Annotated in this window: 16 protein-coding genes; 3 read left to right on the forward strand and 13 right to left on the reverse strand. The window is 61.4% G+C overall.

Annotated elements, in window-relative coordinates; all coding sequences use genetic code 11:
* Nucleotides 1–162: 162 nt before the first annotated feature.
* Entirely contained in the window at nt 163–492 is a 330-nt protein-coding gene (gene cyaY / locus AC1RDJ_RS08295) for an iron donor protein CyaY (protein ID WP_493027202.1), read from the reverse strand.
* On the opposite strand from cyaY, the gene lptM reads away from it, so the two are divergent.
* Nucleotides 491–715, forward strand: coding sequence for an LPS translocon maturation chaperone LptM (lptM, locus tag AC1RDJ_RS08300; RefSeq protein WP_493027203.1), 225 nt, complete (start codon nt 491–493; stop codon nt 713–715). The genes cyaY and lptM overlap by 2 nt on opposite strands.
* On the opposite strand, the gene msrQ is transcribed toward lptM, so the two are convergent.
* The 5 genes from msrQ to AC1RDJ_RS08325 form a co-directional block, all read right to left on the reverse strand.
* Entirely contained in the window at nt 712–1365 is a 654-nt protein-coding gene (gene msrQ / locus AC1RDJ_RS08305) for a protein-methionine-sulfoxide reductase heme-binding subunit MsrQ (RefSeq protein ID WP_493027204.1), read from the reverse strand. The two genes, lptM and msrQ, sit on opposite strands and share 4 nt — an antisense overlap.
* Nucleotides 1366–1374: 9 nt before the next feature.
* Nucleotides 1375–2352, reverse strand: coding sequence for a protein-methionine-sulfoxide reductase catalytic subunit MsrP (msrP, locus tag AC1RDJ_RS08310; RefSeq protein ID WP_493027205.1), 978 nt, complete (start codon nt 2350–2352; stop codon nt 1375–1377).
* Between the two features lie 181 nt (nt 2353–2533).
* Nucleotides 2534–3685, reverse strand: a complete 1152-nt coding sequence (gene ccsB / locus AC1RDJ_RS08315; protein ID WP_493027407.1) for a c-type cytochrome biogenesis protein CcsB — start codon at nt 3683–3685, stop codon at nt 2534–2536.
* Nucleotides 3686–3735: 50 nt separating this feature from the next.
* Complete coding sequence (locus AC1RDJ_RS08320) at nt 3736–5832, reverse strand: cytochrome c biogenesis protein ResB (protein ID WP_493027206.1); 2097 nt, start codon at nt 5830–5832, stop codon at nt 3736–3738.
* Nucleotides 5833–6015: 183 nt separating this feature from the next.
* Nucleotides 6016–6705: a c-type cytochrome gene (locus AC1RDJ_RS08325; RefSeq protein WP_071325652.1), complete on the reverse strand. Its 690-nt coding sequence runs from the start codon at nt 6703–6705 to the stop codon at nt 6016–6018.
* 186 nt (nt 6706–6891) lie between these two features.
* Here AC1RDJ_RS08325 and yihA point away from each other — a divergent pair, with 186 nt between their 5' ends.
* Nucleotides 6892–7635, forward strand: a complete 744-nt coding sequence (gene yihA, locus AC1RDJ_RS08330) for a ribosome biogenesis GTP-binding protein YihA/YsxC (RefSeq protein ID WP_493027207.1) — start codon at nt 6892–6894, stop codon at nt 7633–7635.
* Nucleotides 7636–7869: 234 nt separating this feature from the next.
* On the opposite strand, the gene AC1RDJ_RS08335 is transcribed toward yihA, so the two are convergent.
* The 5 genes from AC1RDJ_RS08335 to AC1RDJ_RS08355 all read right to left on the reverse strand — a co-directional run bounded on the left by AC1RDJ_RS08335 (nt 7870) and on the right by AC1RDJ_RS08355 (nt 15483).
* A complete protein-coding gene (locus AC1RDJ_RS08335) occupies nt 7870–8757 on the reverse strand; it encodes a hypothetical protein (protein ID WP_493027208.1) in 888 nt (295 codons plus the stop codon).
* 271 nt (nt 8758–9028) lie between these two features.
* Nucleotides 9029–12139, reverse strand: coding sequence for an efflux RND transporter permease subunit (locus tag AC1RDJ_RS08340; RefSeq protein WP_289887566.1), 3111 nt, complete (start codon nt 12137–12139; stop codon nt 9029–9031).
* Nucleotides 12136–13311: an efflux RND transporter periplasmic adaptor subunit gene (locus AC1RDJ_RS08345; protein ID WP_071325656.1), complete on the reverse strand. Its 1176-nt coding sequence runs from the start codon at nt 13309–13311 to the stop codon at nt 12136–12138. Before AC1RDJ_RS08345 ends, AC1RDJ_RS08340 begins: the two co-directional genes overlap by 4 nt.
* An 88-nt stretch (nt 13312–13399) precedes the next feature.
* Nucleotides 13400–14758 (reverse strand): ATP-binding protein, encoded by a 1359-nt coding sequence (locus AC1RDJ_RS08350; RefSeq protein ID WP_071325657.1) that lies wholly within the window; start codon nt 14756–14758, stop codon nt 13400–13402.
* A complete protein-coding gene (locus tag AC1RDJ_RS08355) occupies nt 14755–15483 on the reverse strand; it encodes a response regulator (RefSeq protein ID WP_034753223.1) in 729 nt (242 codons plus the stop codon). Before AC1RDJ_RS08355 ends, AC1RDJ_RS08350 begins: the two co-directional genes overlap by 4 nt.
* Before the next feature lie 188 nt (nt 15484–15671).
* Here AC1RDJ_RS08355 and AC1RDJ_RS08360 point away from each other — a divergent pair, with 188 nt between their 5' ends.
* Entirely contained in the window at nt 15672–16199 is a 528-nt protein-coding gene (locus AC1RDJ_RS08360; protein WP_493027209.1) for a Spy/CpxP family protein refolding chaperone, read from the forward strand.
* Between the two features lie 75 nt (nt 16200–16274).
* Here the strand turns inward: AC1RDJ_RS08360 and dsbD are convergent, their stop codons facing one another.
* Nucleotides 16275–18227 (reverse strand): protein-disulfide reductase DsbD, encoded by a 1953-nt coding sequence (gene dsbD, locus AC1RDJ_RS08365; protein ID WP_493027210.1) that lies wholly within the window; start codon nt 18225–18227, stop codon nt 16275–16277.
* A gap of 171 nt (nt 18228–18398) precedes the next feature.
* A complete protein-coding gene (rplQ, locus tag AC1RDJ_RS08370) occupies nt 18399–18791 on the reverse strand; it encodes a 50S ribosomal protein L17 (RefSeq protein WP_034753219.1) in 393 nt (130 codons plus the stop codon).
* Nucleotides 18792–18822 lie beyond the last annotated feature (31 nt).

Consider the following 18822-nt stretch of genomic DNA (forward strand, 5'->3'; position numbering starts at 1 on the left):
GTAGGTCGGATTAGCGCGCAAGCGCGTAATCCGACAACATCGTTGGCGCCGGTGGTGGTGTCGGGTTACGGCCTGCGGCCTAACCCGACCTATCCGACATTGGACCACAAAAAATGGGCAGCCCGCAAAGGCTGCCCATTTTTCATGCATCACTTCAAATACTTACTTCAATACAACTGCCGCGCCCGCCTGTTCGCTGGCCATGGCGGACAGGGCCGCAAACAGTTCCGAGCCGTCGCGCGTGTTGATCCATGCGTCGTCCACGCGCTTGTAATGGAAACCGCCGGAACGGGCCGCCACCCACATCTCGCGCATGGGGGCCTGGCTGTTGACGATGATTTTCGTGCCGTTGTCGATGAACTCGATCTCCAGCACATTGCCGCTGCGGCTGCATTCGACGTCGAGCACGTCCGCATCGTTCAGCCGGTCCAGCGCCGCCTCGATGTCCGTCAGGGTGGCTTCGGCCAGGGCCAGGAATTCCGATTCGCTCATGCTACACTCCAAAGATCTTAATCAAACCGTGATTCTAATCGTGAAGTCATCCTCAGCGTTTTATATCGGCATTGCCATTGTGGTTTCTAGCGTCCTGGCCGGCTGCGGCCAGCCCGGTCCCCTGTACCTGCCCAAGCCGCCAGCGGCCAAGCCGGCGCCGGCCAAGGGCCCGGTCGAACCGGCTCCCGTGCCACCGCCACCGGTGATCGTGCCGGCGACCTAAACGGAACGTGCCGGGGTGGCAGCAGCGGCCGCCCTGGCGCTCTTCACGCGTTTATTCCAGGCGAAATACACGCGTATTAGCAGTAATAGCGCGACGATGCTGCCGAACAGGATGGGTTGCGCGAAGTTGTGCTTTCCCGCCTTCATCCACCAGAAGTGCAAGATGCCGAGCGGCGCGATCACATAGATCAGCCGGTGCAACCACTGCCAGCGCTTGCCGCCCAGGCGTTTCACCATCGCATTCGTGCTCGTCGCGGCCAGCGGGATCAACAGCACGAAAGCGATGAAGCCCACCGTGATGAACGGGCGCTTGAGCACATCCTTCCACATTTCCTGCACGTCGAAGAAGTGATCGAACCACAAAAAAGTGGTGAAGTGCAGTGCCGCGTAGAAAAAAGCGAACAGGCCCAGCATGCGCCGCAGCTTGATCAGCCAATTCCATTGCGTGAAGCGCCGCAAGGGCGTGACGGCCAGGCTGATGCACAGGAAATACAGGGTCCAGTCGCCCGTGCCGCGCGTGATGAATTCCAGCGGCTCCACCAGTTGCCCCGTATACGTCAGCCAGACCATGCGCGCGAACGGCAGCAGCGCCAGCAGGAAAATCAGGCTTTTCAGCAGCGACAGCTGTTTGCCCGTAGGGTTGATGGCCATGCTCGTTCCTTAAAAGAATTTCTTCAGGTCCATGCCCGCATACAGCGAGGCGACATCGTTATAGCCGTTGAACATCAGGGTCTTGCGCTTGCGCGACAGAAAACCATCTTCGCCGATGCGCCGCTCCGTGGCCTGCGACCAGCGCGGATGGTCGACATTCGGATTCACATTCGAATAAAAACCGTATTCGGATGGCGCCGCCAGGTTCCAGGCCGTGCGCGGCTGTTCCTTGACGAAACGGATCTTGACGATGGATTTGGCGGATTTAAAACCATACTTCCACGGCAACACCATGCGCACGGGCGCGCCATTCTGGTTCGGCAAGGTTTCGCCATACATGCCCAGGGTCAGCAGCGCCAGCGGGTGGTTTGCCTCGTCGAGACGCAAGCCTTCCACATACGGCCACTGCAGCACGCGGCTGCCCACGCCCGGCATCTGCTTCTTGTCGGCCAGGGTGATGAATTCCACGTACTTGGCATTGCCCGTCGGCTCGACTTTCTTGATAATTTCCGAGAAGGAATAACCGACCCATGGGATGACCATCGACCAGCCTTCCACGCAGCGCAGCCGGTACACGCGCTCCTCCAGCGGCGCCAGTTTCAGCAGCGCATCGAGGTCGAGCGTCATCGGCTTCTTGACTTCGCCTTCGATGCTGACCGTCCACGGACGCGTGCGCAGGGTGCCCGCGTTTTGCGCGGGATCGCTCTTGTCCGTGCCGAACTCGTAGAAGTTGTTGTAGGTGGTGGCGTCCTTGTACGCCGTCTGCTTTTCCAGCGCCGAATAGGCGGGATTGAGCTTGGCGGCCAGCTTGGGATTGGTGCCTTGCGCGAACGCTTCGCGGCTGGCCATTTCCAGCAAGGCCGCGCTGGAAAGCGAACCCAGCGCCACCTGCTTGATGAAACTGCGGCGCGATTCAAACACGGCGCGTGGCGTGATTTCGGAAGGATACGGCAATTCGATGCCGTTGGGACTGCGCTTGATCAACATGGCGGCTCCGGGAAAAGGTGATGGAATGTACCTTACACCAGTTTTCCCAAGCCGTTCATGACGCTTCTGTCATGCAGAAAAGTGTCCAAAAAAAGTTCAGGGCAAGACGCCTTGCCGCAGGCAGTACGCAGAGTACGGCTGGACAAGGCAAGGCCGCCGCGGGCTTTTTCTCGGGAACTTCTTAAAGTTTGCCGTAAGAATGGAGGCCGGAGAGGAACATGTTGACACCCAAAAACGCGAATGTCGTCACCAGCAAGCCCACCAGCGCCCACCACGAGGCGACGCGGCCGCGCAAGCCCGTCATCAGGCGCATGTGCAGCCAGGCCGCATAGTTGAGCCAGACGATCAGCGCCCACGTTTCCTTCGGATCCCACGACCAGTAGCCGCCCCATGCCTCGGCTGCCCACAGGGCGCCCAGGATGGTCGCTACCGTAAAGAAAGCGAAGCCGACGGAAATGGCCTTGTACATGACGTCGTCGAGCACTTCCAGCGACGGCAGGCGGTCGACCAGGTAGCCGCTCGATTTCAGCAGGTAGGCCGAAGCGACCATGGCCGACAGCGCGAACGTGCCGTAGCCGATGAAGTTGGCCGGCACGTGGATCTTCATCCACCAGCTTTGCAGGGCCGGCACCAGCGGCTGGATCTCGGCCGCGTCGCGCGTGACCGTGTACCACATGAGGAACACGACGGCCGCCGAGATGACCAGCATGACGAAGGCGCCCAGCTGGCGCGTCGCGTAATGCTGCTCGTAATACAGGTAGAACATGGCCGTGATCAGGGAAAACAGGATGAACACTTCATACAGGTTCGACACGGGAATGTGGCCCACATCGGCGCCGATCAGGTAAGACTCGTACCAGCGCACCAGCATGCCCGTCAGGCCCAGCACCACGCCCGCCCAGCACAGCAGGGAGCCGACGGACGAGCCGAATTCCGAGCGGGCCACGAGGCCGATCCAGTAGAACAAGGTCGACAGCACGAACAAGGTGCCCATCCACAGGATGGCGGATTGGCTCGACAGTATGTATTTGAGGAAGAATTTCTGGTTGGCCATGTCCAGGTGGCCGCCGTACAGCTCGATGGCGAACAGCGACAGCACGGCCGCCACGGGGATCAGCCAGCGCACGGGCTTCCAGTACCAGCCCAGCCACGCAAACGTGGGTGCCGAGGCCAGCAGGATGGCTTTTTCATAGATATCCATGTAGGCGCCAAAGTGCACCAGACCGAACAGGGCTGCGGCCAGCAAGCCGGCACCGTACACCCAGTCGACCAGGCTCAGGCGTTTAAAGAATCCCGGTTCCTGCGTATATATTTGCTTGTTTGCCATTTCCATCATTTTTCTCCATTCCCGGCGACGCGCAAGCGTCCCAGACACAGCGCAGCTTACGCCGATTGCGGCAGCTTTGCCTTCAAAGTCTCAAATTCTTTTTCAAAATCCAGCGTCTTGCGTTGCGTGCTCATGGCCATCAGGGCGTCGCTGCCGCCCTCGCCATCCTTGATCCACACCCACAGGCGGCGCTCGCGGATATAGAACATGGAAAACACGCCGATCACGAGGAACAGACAGCCGAGGTACACGACGCTCTTGCCCGGCGAACGCGTCACTTGCAGCACGGAGGCCTTGATTTCCGTAAAGTCGTCGAGTTGCAGATACACGGGCGCGCCATAGAAGAAGCTGTCGGACAGTGCATTCGTGGCCAGTTGCAGGAAGCGGCCATGCTTGTCATCGGCCTCGATAGCTTTCAAGCCATCCTTGGCGCGCGCCGCCTGCCACAGGTCCCACAGGCTGCCGTTGAGGATTTTCATGAAGATATCGGCCGCTTTTTCTTGCTCAGCGGCAGGAATTTTCTCCAGGAAGCGCGAAATGGCGAGGAAACCACCCTCTTGTCCATTGCCGGCAAAGATGCCGAGGCTCTTTGCGGCCGATTCCTGCAGCTGGCTGCGCAAGGCTTCCGCGCCCGCCTGCGGCATGGCGCGCGCCGCATAGCGCGCGGCCGCCTGCTGGCGCAATTCCGGATCTTGCAACGCGGCACGCAAGCGCATCCATTCCGTCACGCTGTAATTGTCATCGGCGGGAATGCGCAGATAGCTGAACGGGTCGCTGGGATTGATGCGCATGCCGGCCAGGAACACCGTCGTACCATCGACCGTGACGGGCTGCATGTAATTCTGGTATTCGCGCGCCTGGCCCGTCTTGTCGCGCAATTTGTATTGCACCGAAGGCCCCACGTTCTTGAGATCCTTGTTATTCGCGTTCTTTGCGGCCGAGCCCAGGCGCTTGTCCAGCCCCACGGAGAATTTCTCGTTGAAACTTTCCGCCTTGCTCACGGCGCGCACATCCTGGCCTGCGCTGAGATTTTCCACGTTGAATGGACGGAAACCCGACCATTCCACCGTATAGGAATTGCCGTCGCTGCGCTCGAGCGGCGTGCTGCCGCCCACTTCGCCGCCGATATCGAAGCGCTTGGTGGTCTTGCCCACCATGGGGAAACCAGTCAACTTGAGCTTGCTGCCGCCATCTTCAAAGCTGGACTGGTACAGGGCCAGGCCCTTGTACAGCAGCGGCTCGTTGACTTTAATGGTGGCAGGGAAAGTCTCGCCCGTTGCATGGTCGGTGACGACCACGTCGCTGGCGAACAGCTTGGGCATGCCCGTGCTGTAGAAATCGATGTGGAATTTCTTCAGCAGGATGGTAATCGGCAAATCCTGGATCAGCACGCCATCGGCCTGGGGGATGATGGCCGTGTTGCTCGACGAGCCTTCCGGGATCATGGTATTGCCGCGGAAAGTAGGGTTAGCCAGGCCCAAACGATGCTGGGCGGGAATATCGGCAATCACGCCGCTGCCGGCGAACGGTGTCTTGCCGAAGAACCATTGCTGTACGCGGATCGGCATTTCCGAATCGAGCAAGCCGCCCACGCAGATGATGACGATGGCGCCGTGGGCAAAGATATAGCCCCATTTGTTCGCTGCGCCCCGCTTGGCGGCCACCAGGGTGGCATTGTCCTTTTCCACCACCTTGGCGCCGTAGCCGGCATCCTTCAGGCGCATCACCATCTGCTGCGCCAGCACGGCGCGCGGCAGCGGCGCCTGCCATTCCGCCTTGTGGTGGAAGTTGCGCAGCGACTGTTCGCGCACATTGTCGCGCCAGCTGCGCATGTCCTTCAGCATCTTCGGCGCATTGCGCACGATGCACAGCGACGTCGAGGCGACCAGGAAACCCATGATGACGAGGAACCACCAGGCCGAATACACGGAATACAGGCTCAGCTTGTCGAAGACGGAGAACCAGAACGGGCCGAACTGGTTCACATAGTTGGGCATGGGCTCGTTCTGCTTGAGCACGGTGCCGATGATGGAGGCCACGGCGATCAGGGTCAGCAAGCTGATGGCAAAGCGCATCGACGAGACCAGCTCGACGAATTCTGCCAGGCTGCGGCGTTGGGTCTTTAGCTCGATTCCGGTCGTGCCTGTGCTCATACGTTGATACTCATACGGGATATGCAATCTTCAAGAAATGGGGCATGGAGCAGATAGTTTCTCCGCGCAAGGCGGCAGCATACTCCTGTTTCGCGCATGCCATAAAAAAGGGCAGCCCGTCGAAACGGCCGCCCTTGTTCATGTGCGTAGGAACGCGTGGCAATCTCTTGCCACTATGAAAACTTACTTCAGGCCGGCGATGTAATCGGCAACGGCGGCGATCTCGTCGTCCGACATGCGGGCAGCGATGGTGTGCATTTCGGCGCTGTTTTTGCGGGCATCGGCCTTGGTGCTGCGGAACATGGTCAGCTGGGCCACCGTGTAATCCTGGTGTTGGCCGGCGATGCGCGGATACTGGACGGGAATGCCATTGCCCGTCGCGCCATGACAGCTGGCACAGGCGGCAACGTGCTTGGCAGCAATACCGCCGCGGTAGATTTTCTTGCCCAGGTCAATCGTATCCTTGTTCTTCGCGGCGCCCGGCTTGGAGACCTGCGCGCCCAGGTAGGCGGCGATATTCTTCTTGTCGGCGTCGCTGAGCATCTTCGCGTAGGTCGTCATCACGGGCTGGTTGCGCTGCGGCGTGGTGAAATCGACCAATTGCTTGTAAATGTAGTTTTCGTGCTGGCCGGCCAGCTTCGGATTGACGGCGATGGTCGAATTGCCGGCGGCGCCATGGCAGGAGACGCAGGCGGGCAAGCCGCGCGCCGCATCGCCATCGGCATACAGGGTGGCGCCCTTGGCGGGGTCTGCCTTGACGGCGACCGCTGGCGCGTGGGCCGGTTTCGGTTCTTCGACCGCGGAAGCAGTTGCCGATACAGCCAGCAAAGCGAGCAGCATGGATTGGACAAACGGTGAAAACGCACGATTCATTCAGGCACCCTGAGACAGTGAGAAATTAGTGGTGGACATTGCCGCGCCCTGGGGATTTTTGCTTTATTTTCAGGGCCGCAAGCCGCATCGCTGCTACGCCGGCAACAATAAACAACCCCTTATTGTACAATAGCTTCTTGGCGTTATCGCTCCCTTATCGCTCCCTTTTGTTGCTTTACTACTCCCATGTCAAAACTCTGGCAAGCCCGCTTCTTTACGACCGTCAACCAATTGCGTGACCTGCCCGATACCACGGTGCCGGAAATCGCTTTTGCCGGCCGCTCCAATGCCGGTAAATCGACCGCCATCAACATCTTGTGTAATCAGAAAGGCTTGGCGTTCGCCTCCAAGACACCTGGCCGTACCCAGCACATCAACTACTTCTCCATCGGCGGCGCCCACGTGGCGCAGCACCGCAAGGATGCCACCATCGTCGAAGAGATCGAATGCCTGCTGGTCGACTTGCCGGGCTACGGCTACGCGGAAGTATCGGGTTCGGCCAAGCTGCACTGGCAGCGCCTGCTGGGCGACTACGTGCAGCGCCGCGAACAATTGGCCGGCTTGATCCTGATCATGGATTCGCGCCGTCCGTTCACCGACCTGGACATCCAGATGCTGGAATGGTTCGCCCCGACGGGCAAGCCCATCCACTGCATCCTGACGAAAGTCGATAAGCTCAACCGCAATGAATCGGTCAACGCGCTGCGCCAGGCAAAAGCCAAGCTCGACAGCTATGTGGACGAAGACGGCATCGGCTTCCCGTTCACCGTGCAACTGTTCTCGGCCCTGAAGCGCGTCGGCATCGAAGAGGCCAACGACAAGATCATGGAACTGGCCGGCATCAGCGAAGACGGCGCGGCCCAGATGGTCGAGTTGATCGAGATGGAAGACGACGTGGAACCGGTAGCAGGCACAGACAAGCCCGCCTGATTTTCTTCAGCGGCAAACAAAAAGGCTGCCCGTTCGCACGGTGCAGCCTTTTTTATTGCGGCGGCCCCTGGCGCCGCAGCAGGTCGCAATACAGGATCATGATTCCTGACTTCCATGACCGGCGCTCTGCGGCGTTACCCGCTGCTGGCCGTGCCCGCACTGCGTCGCAACGGGCGCCTTGCAGCGCATCCGGCTCTGCCATTAATAACTTATCAACAATTTCCCACGACCTACTTAGCGGCGTCCCGGCCCTGGCCGCTTCTCGGAAAAGAACTCCTGGCGCAGGAACGCCATCAGCTCGGCCGTGTCTTCGACGCGGGCGCTGAGGTTGACGTTGCGTCCCAGGCGCCGCGATTCCCAGACGAAATCGCCCGGTTTTTCAGCACGGATCAGCTGGATCATCTTCTTGATGATGGCCGTTTCGATATCGGGCTCATTGCCCAGCTCGACTTTTTCCTGCTTCAGCCAATTGCGCTTGAAGTTGCCATTCCAGCCCTTGAACTTGACTTCGGCACTGAACGAGGTCTGGTTGACGATGGAAAACACACCGCCCGAATCCTCGCGGTCGCTGCCGGAATTGCGCCCTTGCGCGCCGGCGATATTCGCCTTGGCCACGCGCATGGCGCGGTCGTTTTCGCTTTCCTCGGCCGGCGGCGCGGGATTCTGCGCTTCGCGCTGCTTGCGGCGCTGCTCGATCATCGAACTCATGTCTTCAGCCGGCGGTGGCGGCAACGGCACTTTCGACACCAGTGGCGGCGTATACGTTTCCAGCTTCGGCTTGTCGCGCGGCACGTCCTTTGTCACCACGCGCTTGCTCGGCGCCGGCGGTGGTTTCACCTTGGCAACCTTCGTATCCTTTGGCTTCGGCGTGGGTTTCGGCTGCGGCTTCGGTTGCGGCTTGTCCTTCAGCGGCGCGATGTAGACCATCGAGCTTTCCTTCTTCGGCGGCGGAATCTTCTCGATCTTGTCGCTATGAAACAAAACATAGGCGGCCAGCAGCACGTGCAGCAAGACGGACACGCCCAGCGCAACCTTGCGCGTGGTGCTGGTCTTGGACCCGTAGGCCGGTGGTGGCTGGATCAATTGCCCGCAGGTGGGGCAATAATCGGAATCGGCAGCCATCAGATGGGTCGTGTCATGCAAAATGAATCGTGCTTTCTGTGTAGCGAAGAAATAACATTACAGGGCAGCCATAGTGCCAGAGTCCCTTGCTTTTGGGAACACTTCCTCGACCTTTCCAACCCGAAGCGTACAGGATAGCGACATTCCTTGCAGCGATGTCAGAGTACCCGAGCCTTCCCTTGACGGTTGTTACCGTATGTATCACCCCCCATACAAAACCGGCGCCGCATTCACGCAGGAACGGGGCGCCGGTCGTCCACCATGCAGACGGTCAGACCTTATTGTCGAGCGCAACCAGCTGTTCGTCCGTCAACGGTCCCGTGCCGCTGAACTTGTCCAGGAACAGATAGATGACGGGCGTGATGAACAGGGTAATGACTTGCGAGAAGATCAAGCCGCCCACCACGGCCAGGCCCAGGGGCTGGCGCAGTTCGGCGCCCGCGCCCAGGCCCAGGGCGATCGGCAAGGCGCCCATCAGGGCCGCCGCCGTGGTCATCATGATGGGACGGAAACGCAGGATGCACGCCTGGCGGATGGCTTCGGGCGGGCTCATGCCTTCATTGCGCTGCGCATGCAGGGCGAAGTCGATCATCATGATGGCGTTTTTCTTGACGATACCGATCAGCATCAAAATACCGATGATGGCGATCATGGTCAGGTCCATGCCGAACAGGCGCAGGGTCAGCAATGCCCCCACGGCGGCCGACGGCAGGCCGGCCAGGATGGTCAGCGGGTGGATATAGCTTTCGTACAAGACGCCGAGCAGCACATAGATCACGGCCAGCGCAGCGATGATGAGGATGATCTGGCTCGATTGCGAACTCTGGAAGACGGCCGCGTCGCCGCCGTAGCGCGTGATGATGGAGGCCGGCAAGTTCATGTCCTTGGCCATCGCGTCGATCTTGCCCGTGGCGATGCCCAGCGGCACGTCCGGCGCCAGGTTGAAGGCCAGCGTGACGGCCTGCAGCTGCCCCTGGTGATTCACGGAAGTGGGGCCGATCGTGCGTTCCACACGAGCAATACTGGACAATTTGATCAGTTCGCCCGACTTGCTGCGCACGGATACGCGCGTCAGCGCATCGTCATACTGGCGGTCCGGCGTGGCCGCTTCCAGGATCACGTAATAGCTGGCCGCCGACGAATAGATGGTCGATACTTGCCGCTCGCCAAACGCGCTGTACAGGGCCGTGCGGATGTCGGACATCTGCACGCCGAGCAGATTGGCCTTGTCGCGGTCGATTTTCAGCGACGCCTGCAAGCCCTTGATCTGCGAGTCGCTGGTGACGTCGCGGAAGGCCGGATCGGTACGCATGCCAGCAATAAACTTTTCCGCCCAGTCATTCAAGGCGTCGGGACTGACGCTTTGCAAGGTGTACTGGTAGCGGCTCTTGCTCTGGCGCCCGCCCAGCTGCAAGTTCTGCACGGGGCGGAAATACACGGCCATGCCGGGCACGGCGCTCGTCGCGCGGCGCAGGTTTTCCAGCACCACCGGCATTTTCGGCCGTTCGCTGCGCGGTTTCAAGACCATGAACATGCGGCCCGTATTGCCGCCGCCGACGAACGAGGTCACGTCCTGCACGCTGGGATCGGCGCGGATCACGTCGGCGATGCGGTTCTGCAAGGTCTGCAAGGCTTCCGAGGAAATATCTTCCGACGCTTCCGTGTTGACCTGGATCTGGCCCAGGTCTTCCTCGGGGAAGAAGCCTTTCGGGATGGTGCTGTAGAGGATTACCGTCAGCGCGAACGTGACCACGGCAATGCCCAACACCACATTGCGGTGCGCCAAAGCCTTGTCGAGCATAAACACATAGCCATTGCGCAGGCGCGTAAAACCCGCCTCGAAATGGCGGCCGATGAAGCTTTTTTCGCCGTGGCTCGGGTCGCTGTCATTGTGCTCGCGCGAATCGGCGGGCAAGAAGCGGCTGGCCAGCATCGGTACCAGGGTCAGCGAAACGATGGCCGAGACCAGCACGGCCAGCGAGACGACGACGGCGAATTCATGGAACAGCAAGCCGATCACGCCCGGCATGAAGAAGATGGGGATGAACACGGCCACCAGCGAGACGGAGATCGAGATGATGGTAAAGCCCATCTCTTTCGCCCCTTCCAGGGCGGCGCGAATCGGCTTCTTACCCATTTCAATATGGCGCACGATGTTTTCCAGCACCACGATGGCATCGTCGACCACCAGGCCGACGGCCAGGGTAATGCCCAGCAGCGAAACGTTGTCGAGGCTATAGCCGAGCCAGTACAGCAGGGCCAGCGCGCCGAGCAGGGAAATCGGCATGGTGACGGCGGGAATGAAGGTGGCCGCCGCGCGGTGCAGGAACAGGAAGATCACCAGCACCACCAGCACCACCGTCAGGGCCAGGGTCAGGTTGACGTCGTGGATGGCTTCGCGGATCGACAGCGAACGGTCGTTGACCAGGCTGATCTGTATCGACTGCGGCAATTGCTCCCGGAAACCCGGCAACAGGCGGCGCACGCCATCGACCACTTGCACGGTGTTGGCGTCCGGTTGGCGCTGCACCATCAGGCTGATCGAGCGCTCGCCATTGAAACTGCCGGCCGCCTTGATCGATTGGAAACTGTCCTCCACCTCGGCCACATCCTTCAGGCGCACGGGCTGGCCGTTGCGGCTGGCGACGATCAGTTCGGCAAAGTCGGCCGCCTTCATCATTTGCGGATTGCCCTGGATGGTCAGGGTCTGGCTCGGACCGTCGAGGATGCCCAGCGGCGAATTCGTGTTCGACGTGCGCAGCGCCGTGGCCAGCTCGTCCATCGTCAGATTGCGCGCATTCATCAAATCGGCACGGGCGCGCACGCGCACGGCAAAGCGTTTCTGCCCATTCACGATGACCTGGGCCACACCGGGCAGTGTCGACAGGCTAGGCGCGATCAGGTTTTCCGCGTAATCATTGAGATCCGACAAGTTCAGCGATGGCGACGTCAGCTGGATGAACAGCACGGGCGCGTCGGCCGGGTTGACCTTGCGGTAGGACGGCAAGTCCGTCATTTCCGTCGGCAACTGGCGTTGCGCGCGCAGCAGGGCCGCCTGCACGTCGACGGCCGCCTCGTTGACATTGATGCTGGCGTCAAACTCCAGGGTCAGCGAGGTATTGCCCAGCGTACTCGTGGACGTGATCAGGCTCAGGCCGGAAATCGTGGAAAACTGCTTTTCCAGCGGCAAGGCCACCGAGGACGCCATGGTTTCCGGACTGGCGCCGGCCAGGTCGGCGCTGACGTTGATGACCGGTGTGTTGTAGCTTGGCAAGGCCGCCACGGGAATTTGCAGATAGGCCAGCACGCCGGCCAGGATGATGCTCAGGGACAGCAGCACCACCATGACGGGGCGCCGGATGCTCAGTTCGGACAGGTTCATGCTGGCTTGCCCTGCGGTGCGGCGGCGCCATCGGCAGCCTTGTGTTTTTCCGCCAGGCGCACCTTGCTGCCCGGACGCAGATTCTGCTTGCCATCGACGATGACGTGTTCATCGCCTTGCAAGCCCGTGACGACGGCATTCGGCCCAAACGCATACACGCGGGCAATCTTGCGCATCCTGGCCGTGTTATCCGCTTCCATCGAGTACACGAAGATGCCCGTGGTATTGGTGATGATGGCGTTTTGCGGAATCACCAGCGCATCCTTGAGCGTGCGCACGGTCAGCTGCGTATTCACGTACTGGCCCGGCCACAGGTCGGTGCCGCCATTGTTGAAGCGGGCCTTGACCTTGATCACCCCCGTCGAGGCATCGACGGCATTGTCGATGAAGCTCAGCTTGCCTTCGAGCTGCTTGCCGCCCGCATCCGACAGCAGCGCCGTGACGGGCACCTCGCCCGCCTTTTGCGCCGCCAGCAAGCCTGACAGGCTGCTTTCAGGCAAGGTGAACGCCACATCGATGGGATCGAGCTGGGTAATGCTGGTCAGGGACGTGGTCGGCTGCACGAGGCTGCCGGCGTAGACATTGATGGCGCCCACGCGGCCACCCTGCGGCGCGCGCAGGACGGTATAGCTGGAATCGACCTGGGCCGCGCGCAGGGCGGCCTGGTCGGCGGCCAGCAAGGCGCGTGCAGCGTCGAGCTGGCTTTGCAGGGTGTCGACGGCGCCCTGGGCGATGAAATTCTTGCTCAGCAAATCCTGGTTGCGCTTGAGCTGGCGTTCAAGATCGGCCACCGAGGCGCGGTCGCGCAACACTTGCGCCTGCGCCTTGTCGACATTCGCGTGTTCGCTGCGCGCATCCAGCGTAAACATCAGCTCGCCCTGCTTGACGAACTGGCCTTCGCGGATATGCACCTTGGTGATCGTGCTGGTCGTCTGCGGATGCAGGTCGACGCTGCTGATCGGCATCACGCTGCCATTCGCCTGCAACAGCATCGGCACGTCCTGGCGCACGGGCAACACCACGCTGACCGTGGTCGGCGCCTGCGCCCCGCCCTTGCCTGCCTTGCCCTCCTGGCCGCCGGCCGTACCTGCGGACTGATGATTGAAATACCAGATGCCGCCACCGATACACAGGGCCGCACCCACGAGGATTGCCAGGCTAGTCTTTTTCATTGTTCTGTCACGCTGTCGCAGCGCAAGGCTGCAGGTTGAATGTAGTTACCAAGGAGGCATAACGCGCAATATTGTCGCATGGAAACGCTCATTTTCCTGCGTAATACTCTGGCACGATGAGGGTGACTTCCAGTCCACCGTCGACGTGATTGGCCAGCAAGACCGTGGCGCCATGCTGCTCGGCGATATTGCGGGCGATGGTCAGGCCGAGGCCCGTGCCGCCCGATTCGCGCGAGCGCGACGTCTCGATGCGGTAGAACGGCTCGAACACCTTCGCCAGTTGATCTGGCGCAATACCGGGTCCGCCATCGCGGATGCGGATGCGCGCCGCGCCCGCGATGCGCTCGACCGTCACCTGCGCATGCTGGCCATATTTGACGGCATTGTCGATCAGGTTGACCAGGCAGCGCCGCATGGCAATCGGGCGCGCCATCAGGGCCATGCCCGCATGGCCGCCGAGCGTCACTTTCTGGCCCGCATCGGCAGCGTCGGAACACACGCTGTCGAGCAGGGAATCGAGATCGAGCGCCTGCATGGCTTCCGTGCTGTCCATCGAGCGGGCCAGGTCCAGCCCCTCCTTGACCATGCTCTGCATGGCGGACAGGTCGCCCACGAGGCGGTCATACAATTCCGTATCGGCCACTTTTTCCAGCCGCAAGCGCAAGCGCGTCAGCGGCGTCTGCAAATCGTGGGTGATGGCGGCCAGCATTTGTGTACGCTGGGAAATATGCTGGCGGATGCGCGCCTGCATGGCATTGAAGGCGGCGCTGGCCTGGCGGATCTCGCTGGCGCCCGACAGGGTCAGCGGCGGATGGTTGATGTCGTTGCCCAGGTCTTTCGCCGCCTGCGCCAGCTGTTTCAGCGGACGCATGGTCATGCGCGTGACCAGGTAGGCGAGGATGGCAATGCTGATCAGGAAAGGCAGCAAGGTGACCCAGTCGCTATGCTCGCCAAACGGCGGTTGCTGGCGCGGCGGCAAGACCATCAGGCGCAGCACATGGCCATCCTGCATGCGCACATCGAGGTTTTCGCACGTGCCGCCCCACGGCTTGGGACCAAACAGGCCCGGCGACTGGCGCGGCTGGATGCAGGCGGCCGGGCGCTCGGCCACCGCCGTGACCCTGAAGCCTTCGCCCAGCTTCGCTTGCAGGGCGGTGGAAAACTCCGTCGGCTTGCCTGGCGCATGCTCGACATCGGGACGCAGCTCCAGGCGCACGCTGCCCTTGTTGGCCACTTTCAGGTACGCGGCGCGCGACGCCAGCGGCACCACGTCGGCCGCCATCACCAGTTGCTCGGCCCGTTCGACGGCATGGTAATCGCGGTATTGCTCGAGGGCTCGCTGGCGTTCGCCCACGGCCAGCCATTGCGTCAGGGCGGCCGAAGCCACCACGCCAAACAGCAACACCATGAAGACGCGGCCCGTCATCGAACCAAGGAAGGCCCTCACGCGTGCGGCTCCACATTGACCTGGCCGGCCAGCACATAGCCGCCGTTGCGCACGGTCTTGATGATCTGCGGCAAGCGGGCGTCCTCGCCGAGCTTTTGCCGCAAGCGGCTGATCTGGATATCGATCGAGCGGTCGAACGGGTCGGCGTCGCGGCCCTGGGTCAGGTTCAGCAGCTGGTCGCGGTTCAGCACGCGGTTCGGATGCTCGAGGAACACGCGCAGCAGACGGAATTCCGCGCCCGACAGCATGATCACCAGGCCGCTGGGATTGAGCAGGTGGCGCGCCGTCAAGTCCAGGGTCCAGCCCGAGAAGCGGATTTGCTGCGCCTTGTCCGACGGCACGTTCGATGGCATCGCATGGCTACGGCGCAGCACGCTGCGTATGCGCGCCAGCAATTCGCGCGGCTCGAACGGCTTTGGCAGGTAATCATCGGCGCCCATCTCCAGGCCCAGGATGCGGTCCAGCGGTTCGTTGCGCGCCGTCAACATGATCACCGGCACCGTCGATTGCGCGCGCAATTTGCGGCACAGGGTCAGGCCGTCGTCGCCGGGCAGGTTCAAGTCGAGCACGATCAAATCGGGCCGTGTTTCATCGAGGATCTTCCACATGGCCGTGCCATCGGCCGCGCCCAGGGTGCGGTAGGCGTTCGTTTCCAGGTAATCCGCCAGCAGGCTGCGGATATCGCGGTCATCGTCGACGATGAGAATTGTAGAAGTGGGTTCCATGGTACGAATTATCCCCACTTCGCCCTGCCTTGCACAGCGCATTTGTATCGTCTTGTATATAGCAGACCCGAAGAAACATATAGATACAAACTGTCTGACAGCGGACACTTCGGCGAAACATGGCGCATCCAACATAGATCCCATGTGCAGCAACATGCGCATCTCTCATCACTTATAAAGGAATCAAGATGAACGCCTCAATGAAAACCTTACGCAAGAATATGATCATCGCCATGAGCGTGCTCAGCATGGGTGCGGCATCGCTGACCGTCCACGCCCAGGAAGCGGCCGCCAGCGCGCCCGCCGCCGGCACCAAGATGCAGCACGATGGCCAGCGCGGCCAGCACCGCGGCGGCAATCCCGGTGAACGCATGGCCAAGTATCAAGCCCGCTTGCACGATCAATTGAAGCTGACGGCCGCGCAGGAACCGGCCTGGGCCACCTTCACGGCCGCGAACGCGCCGAAAAAACCGGCCGGCGACTGGAAAGCCAAGCGCGAAGCGTTCGCCAAGCTGTCGGCGCCGGAACGCATGGAACAATGGATCGCCATGTCGAAGGAACGCATCGCCAGCCAGGAAAGCCGTCTGGCATCGCTGAAAACCTTCTATGCCGTGCTGACGCCGGAACAGAAGAAAGTATTTGACAACAGCGTGCCTGGCGGCAAGCATGGCGGCCATCGTGGCCACCACGGCATGCAGCAGCCGAAAGCCGGTTAAGTTCGCTTAACGGGCAGCAATAAAGAAAAAGGCCTGCAGTGCAGGCCTTTTCTTGTTTACAACGCGAGTGGACGCTTACTGCCCATCGAGCTTGCGCAGCGAGGTCAGGAACGTGGCGGCATTCTGGAAACCGATCACGCGCGACTGGGCAATCTCCTGTCCTTCCGGATTGAACATGATGATGCCGGGCGGACCAAACAACTGGAAACGTTTCAGCATGGCCTTGTCATCGGCGTCATTGGCCGTCACGTCCACCTGCAGCAGGACGGACTGCCCCATCTTCTCGCGCACGGCGGGGTCGACGAAGGTCAGCTTTTCCATCTCGATGCAGGATACGCACCAGTCCGCGTAAAAGTCCAGCAAGGCCGTCTTGCCGCCGAGCTGGGCCAGCGCAGCATCGAGCTGCGCCACGGTTTTCACGCGCGTAAACGGTTGCGCATGCACTTGTCCGCCGCCGAGGTGCGCCAGCGGCGCCAGCGGGTCGCGGCCACCGCTGGCCACGCCGACGAGCTGCATCGCGCCCAGCACGGCAAACACGAGGCCGAAGGCCTTGGCCACCCAGGCGTTTTTCGCGCCGCTGTTGCCGACCAGCAGATACATGCCGTAGCCGACAAACAGCACCGTCCAGCCCAGCATCTGCACGGCGCCCGGCAGCACGGGCGAGACCAGCCACCAGGCCACGCCCAGCAGCAGCACGCCAAAGAAGCGCTTGACGGCATCCATCCAGGCACCGGCGCGCGGCAGCAAGGTGCCGGCCGAGACGCCGACCAGAATCAGGGGCACGCTCATGCCCACGGCCATGGCGAACAGGGCGCTGCCGCCGATGACGACGTCGCGCGTCTGGCTGATGTACAGCAAGGCGCCGGCCAGCGGCGCGGCCACACACGGGCCCACGATCAGGGCGGAAATGGCGCCCATCACGAACACGCCCGCCAGGCGGCCCGACGATTGCTGGTTCGACACGGACGTCAGCTTGCCTTGCAGGAAGGCCGGCACTTGCAGCTCATAAAAACCGAACATCGACAGCGAGAGCGTCGCCATCAGCAGGGCAAAGAAGCCCAGCACCCACGGATTTTGCAGCTTGGCCGCCAGGCCTTCGCCGGCCAGGCCGGCCGCCACGCCCAGCGCCGTGTAGACGATGGCCATGCCCAGCGCATATGTCAGCGACAGCAGCAAGCCGCGCGAACGGCTGACCTTGGCGCCATCGCCGACGATGATCGACGACAGGATAGGCACCATCGGCAGCACGCACGGCGTAAAGGCCAGGCCCAGGCCCAGCAGCATGAACAGGGGCACGATGACCAGCAGCTTGCCGCCCTTCAGTGCCGATTCGATCTTGCCCATCTCGTTTTGCTGCGGCGCCGATGCGGCCGCTGCGGGCGCCACCGCCACGGGATCGGGCGTGCTGGTGATGTCCGCCTGGGGAATGCTCAGCACGGACACGCCAGGCGACGCTTGCGCCTGCGGGCCGTTGACGGCCGCCGTCTCGACCGCCGGCGCGGCCGGCAAGGCGAATTTTGATGGCAGGCCGGCGCCGGGCGGCTTGCTCTGGCCGCCGCCACCGCCTACCAGCTGGGCCGTGGCATCCTGCGGCGCATAGCACAGGCCCTTGTCGGAACAGCCCTGGCCCGTCGCCTTCAGCGTGAAGGCGCCAGCCGCTTCCACGGGGATGGTGATGGTCAGGGTCTTGCGGAAGGTTTCCACGTTCTTCTGGAAGGTGTCGTCAAACTTGACCTTGCCGGCTGGATACACAGGTACACCGAGCTTGGCGCCCACCGCCTCGAACTTGAAACGCTCGTGGTACATATAGTAACCATCGGCGATCACGTAAGTGACGGCGATGGTGGATGGATCCTGCATGCGCGCGGAAAACTTAAAAGCCAGCTCGGGATCGAGGAATTCATCGTCGGCGCGGGCATGGCTCGCGCCAAACACGGCCATGGCCAGCAGCAGACAGGTGGCAAACCAGGCCAGCAATTGATGTAAAGGGGCGGCGCGCGCAGTGGCGCTGGAGGGGAAACGGGACATGAACGACCTTTTTCTGCGGCATCAGCTGTGCCATTCAACAAGAGACGCGCGGGGCGTGCAGTGGCTGCAGGGCCGGCGCGAAAGGAGAATAGTACACCGCTGAAAGGATAGCTGCAGCAGAAAACAAAAAAGCCAGGCTAGGCCTGGCTTTCTCAGATGCAATTACTGGGATTACTCGCCAGCAACTTCAACTGCTTCGGTCGTATCTGGACGATCCATCAGTTCAACGAACGCCATAGGAGCGTTATCGCCGACGCGGAAACCCATTTTCAGGATACGCACATAACCACCGTTACGGTTGGCGAAACGCGGGCCCAGTTCAGCGAACAGTTTGACGACCATTTCACGGTCGCGCAGGCGGTTGAAGGCCAGACGCTTGTTTGCCAGGGAGTCGGTTTTGCCCAGGGTCAGAATTGGCTCGACAACGCGGCGCAGTTCTTTTGCTTTTGGCAGGGTGGTTTTAATCGCTTCGTGACGCAGCAGCGATACTGTCATGTTGCGCAGCATTGCCAGACGGTGGGACGAGGTACGATTCAGTTTACGGAGGCCGTGACCGTGACGCATGATAAATCCTTTCGGTGAGTGTTTAAATTCC

The organism is Janthinobacterium sp. GW822-FHT07H10 (assembly GCF_058798675.1).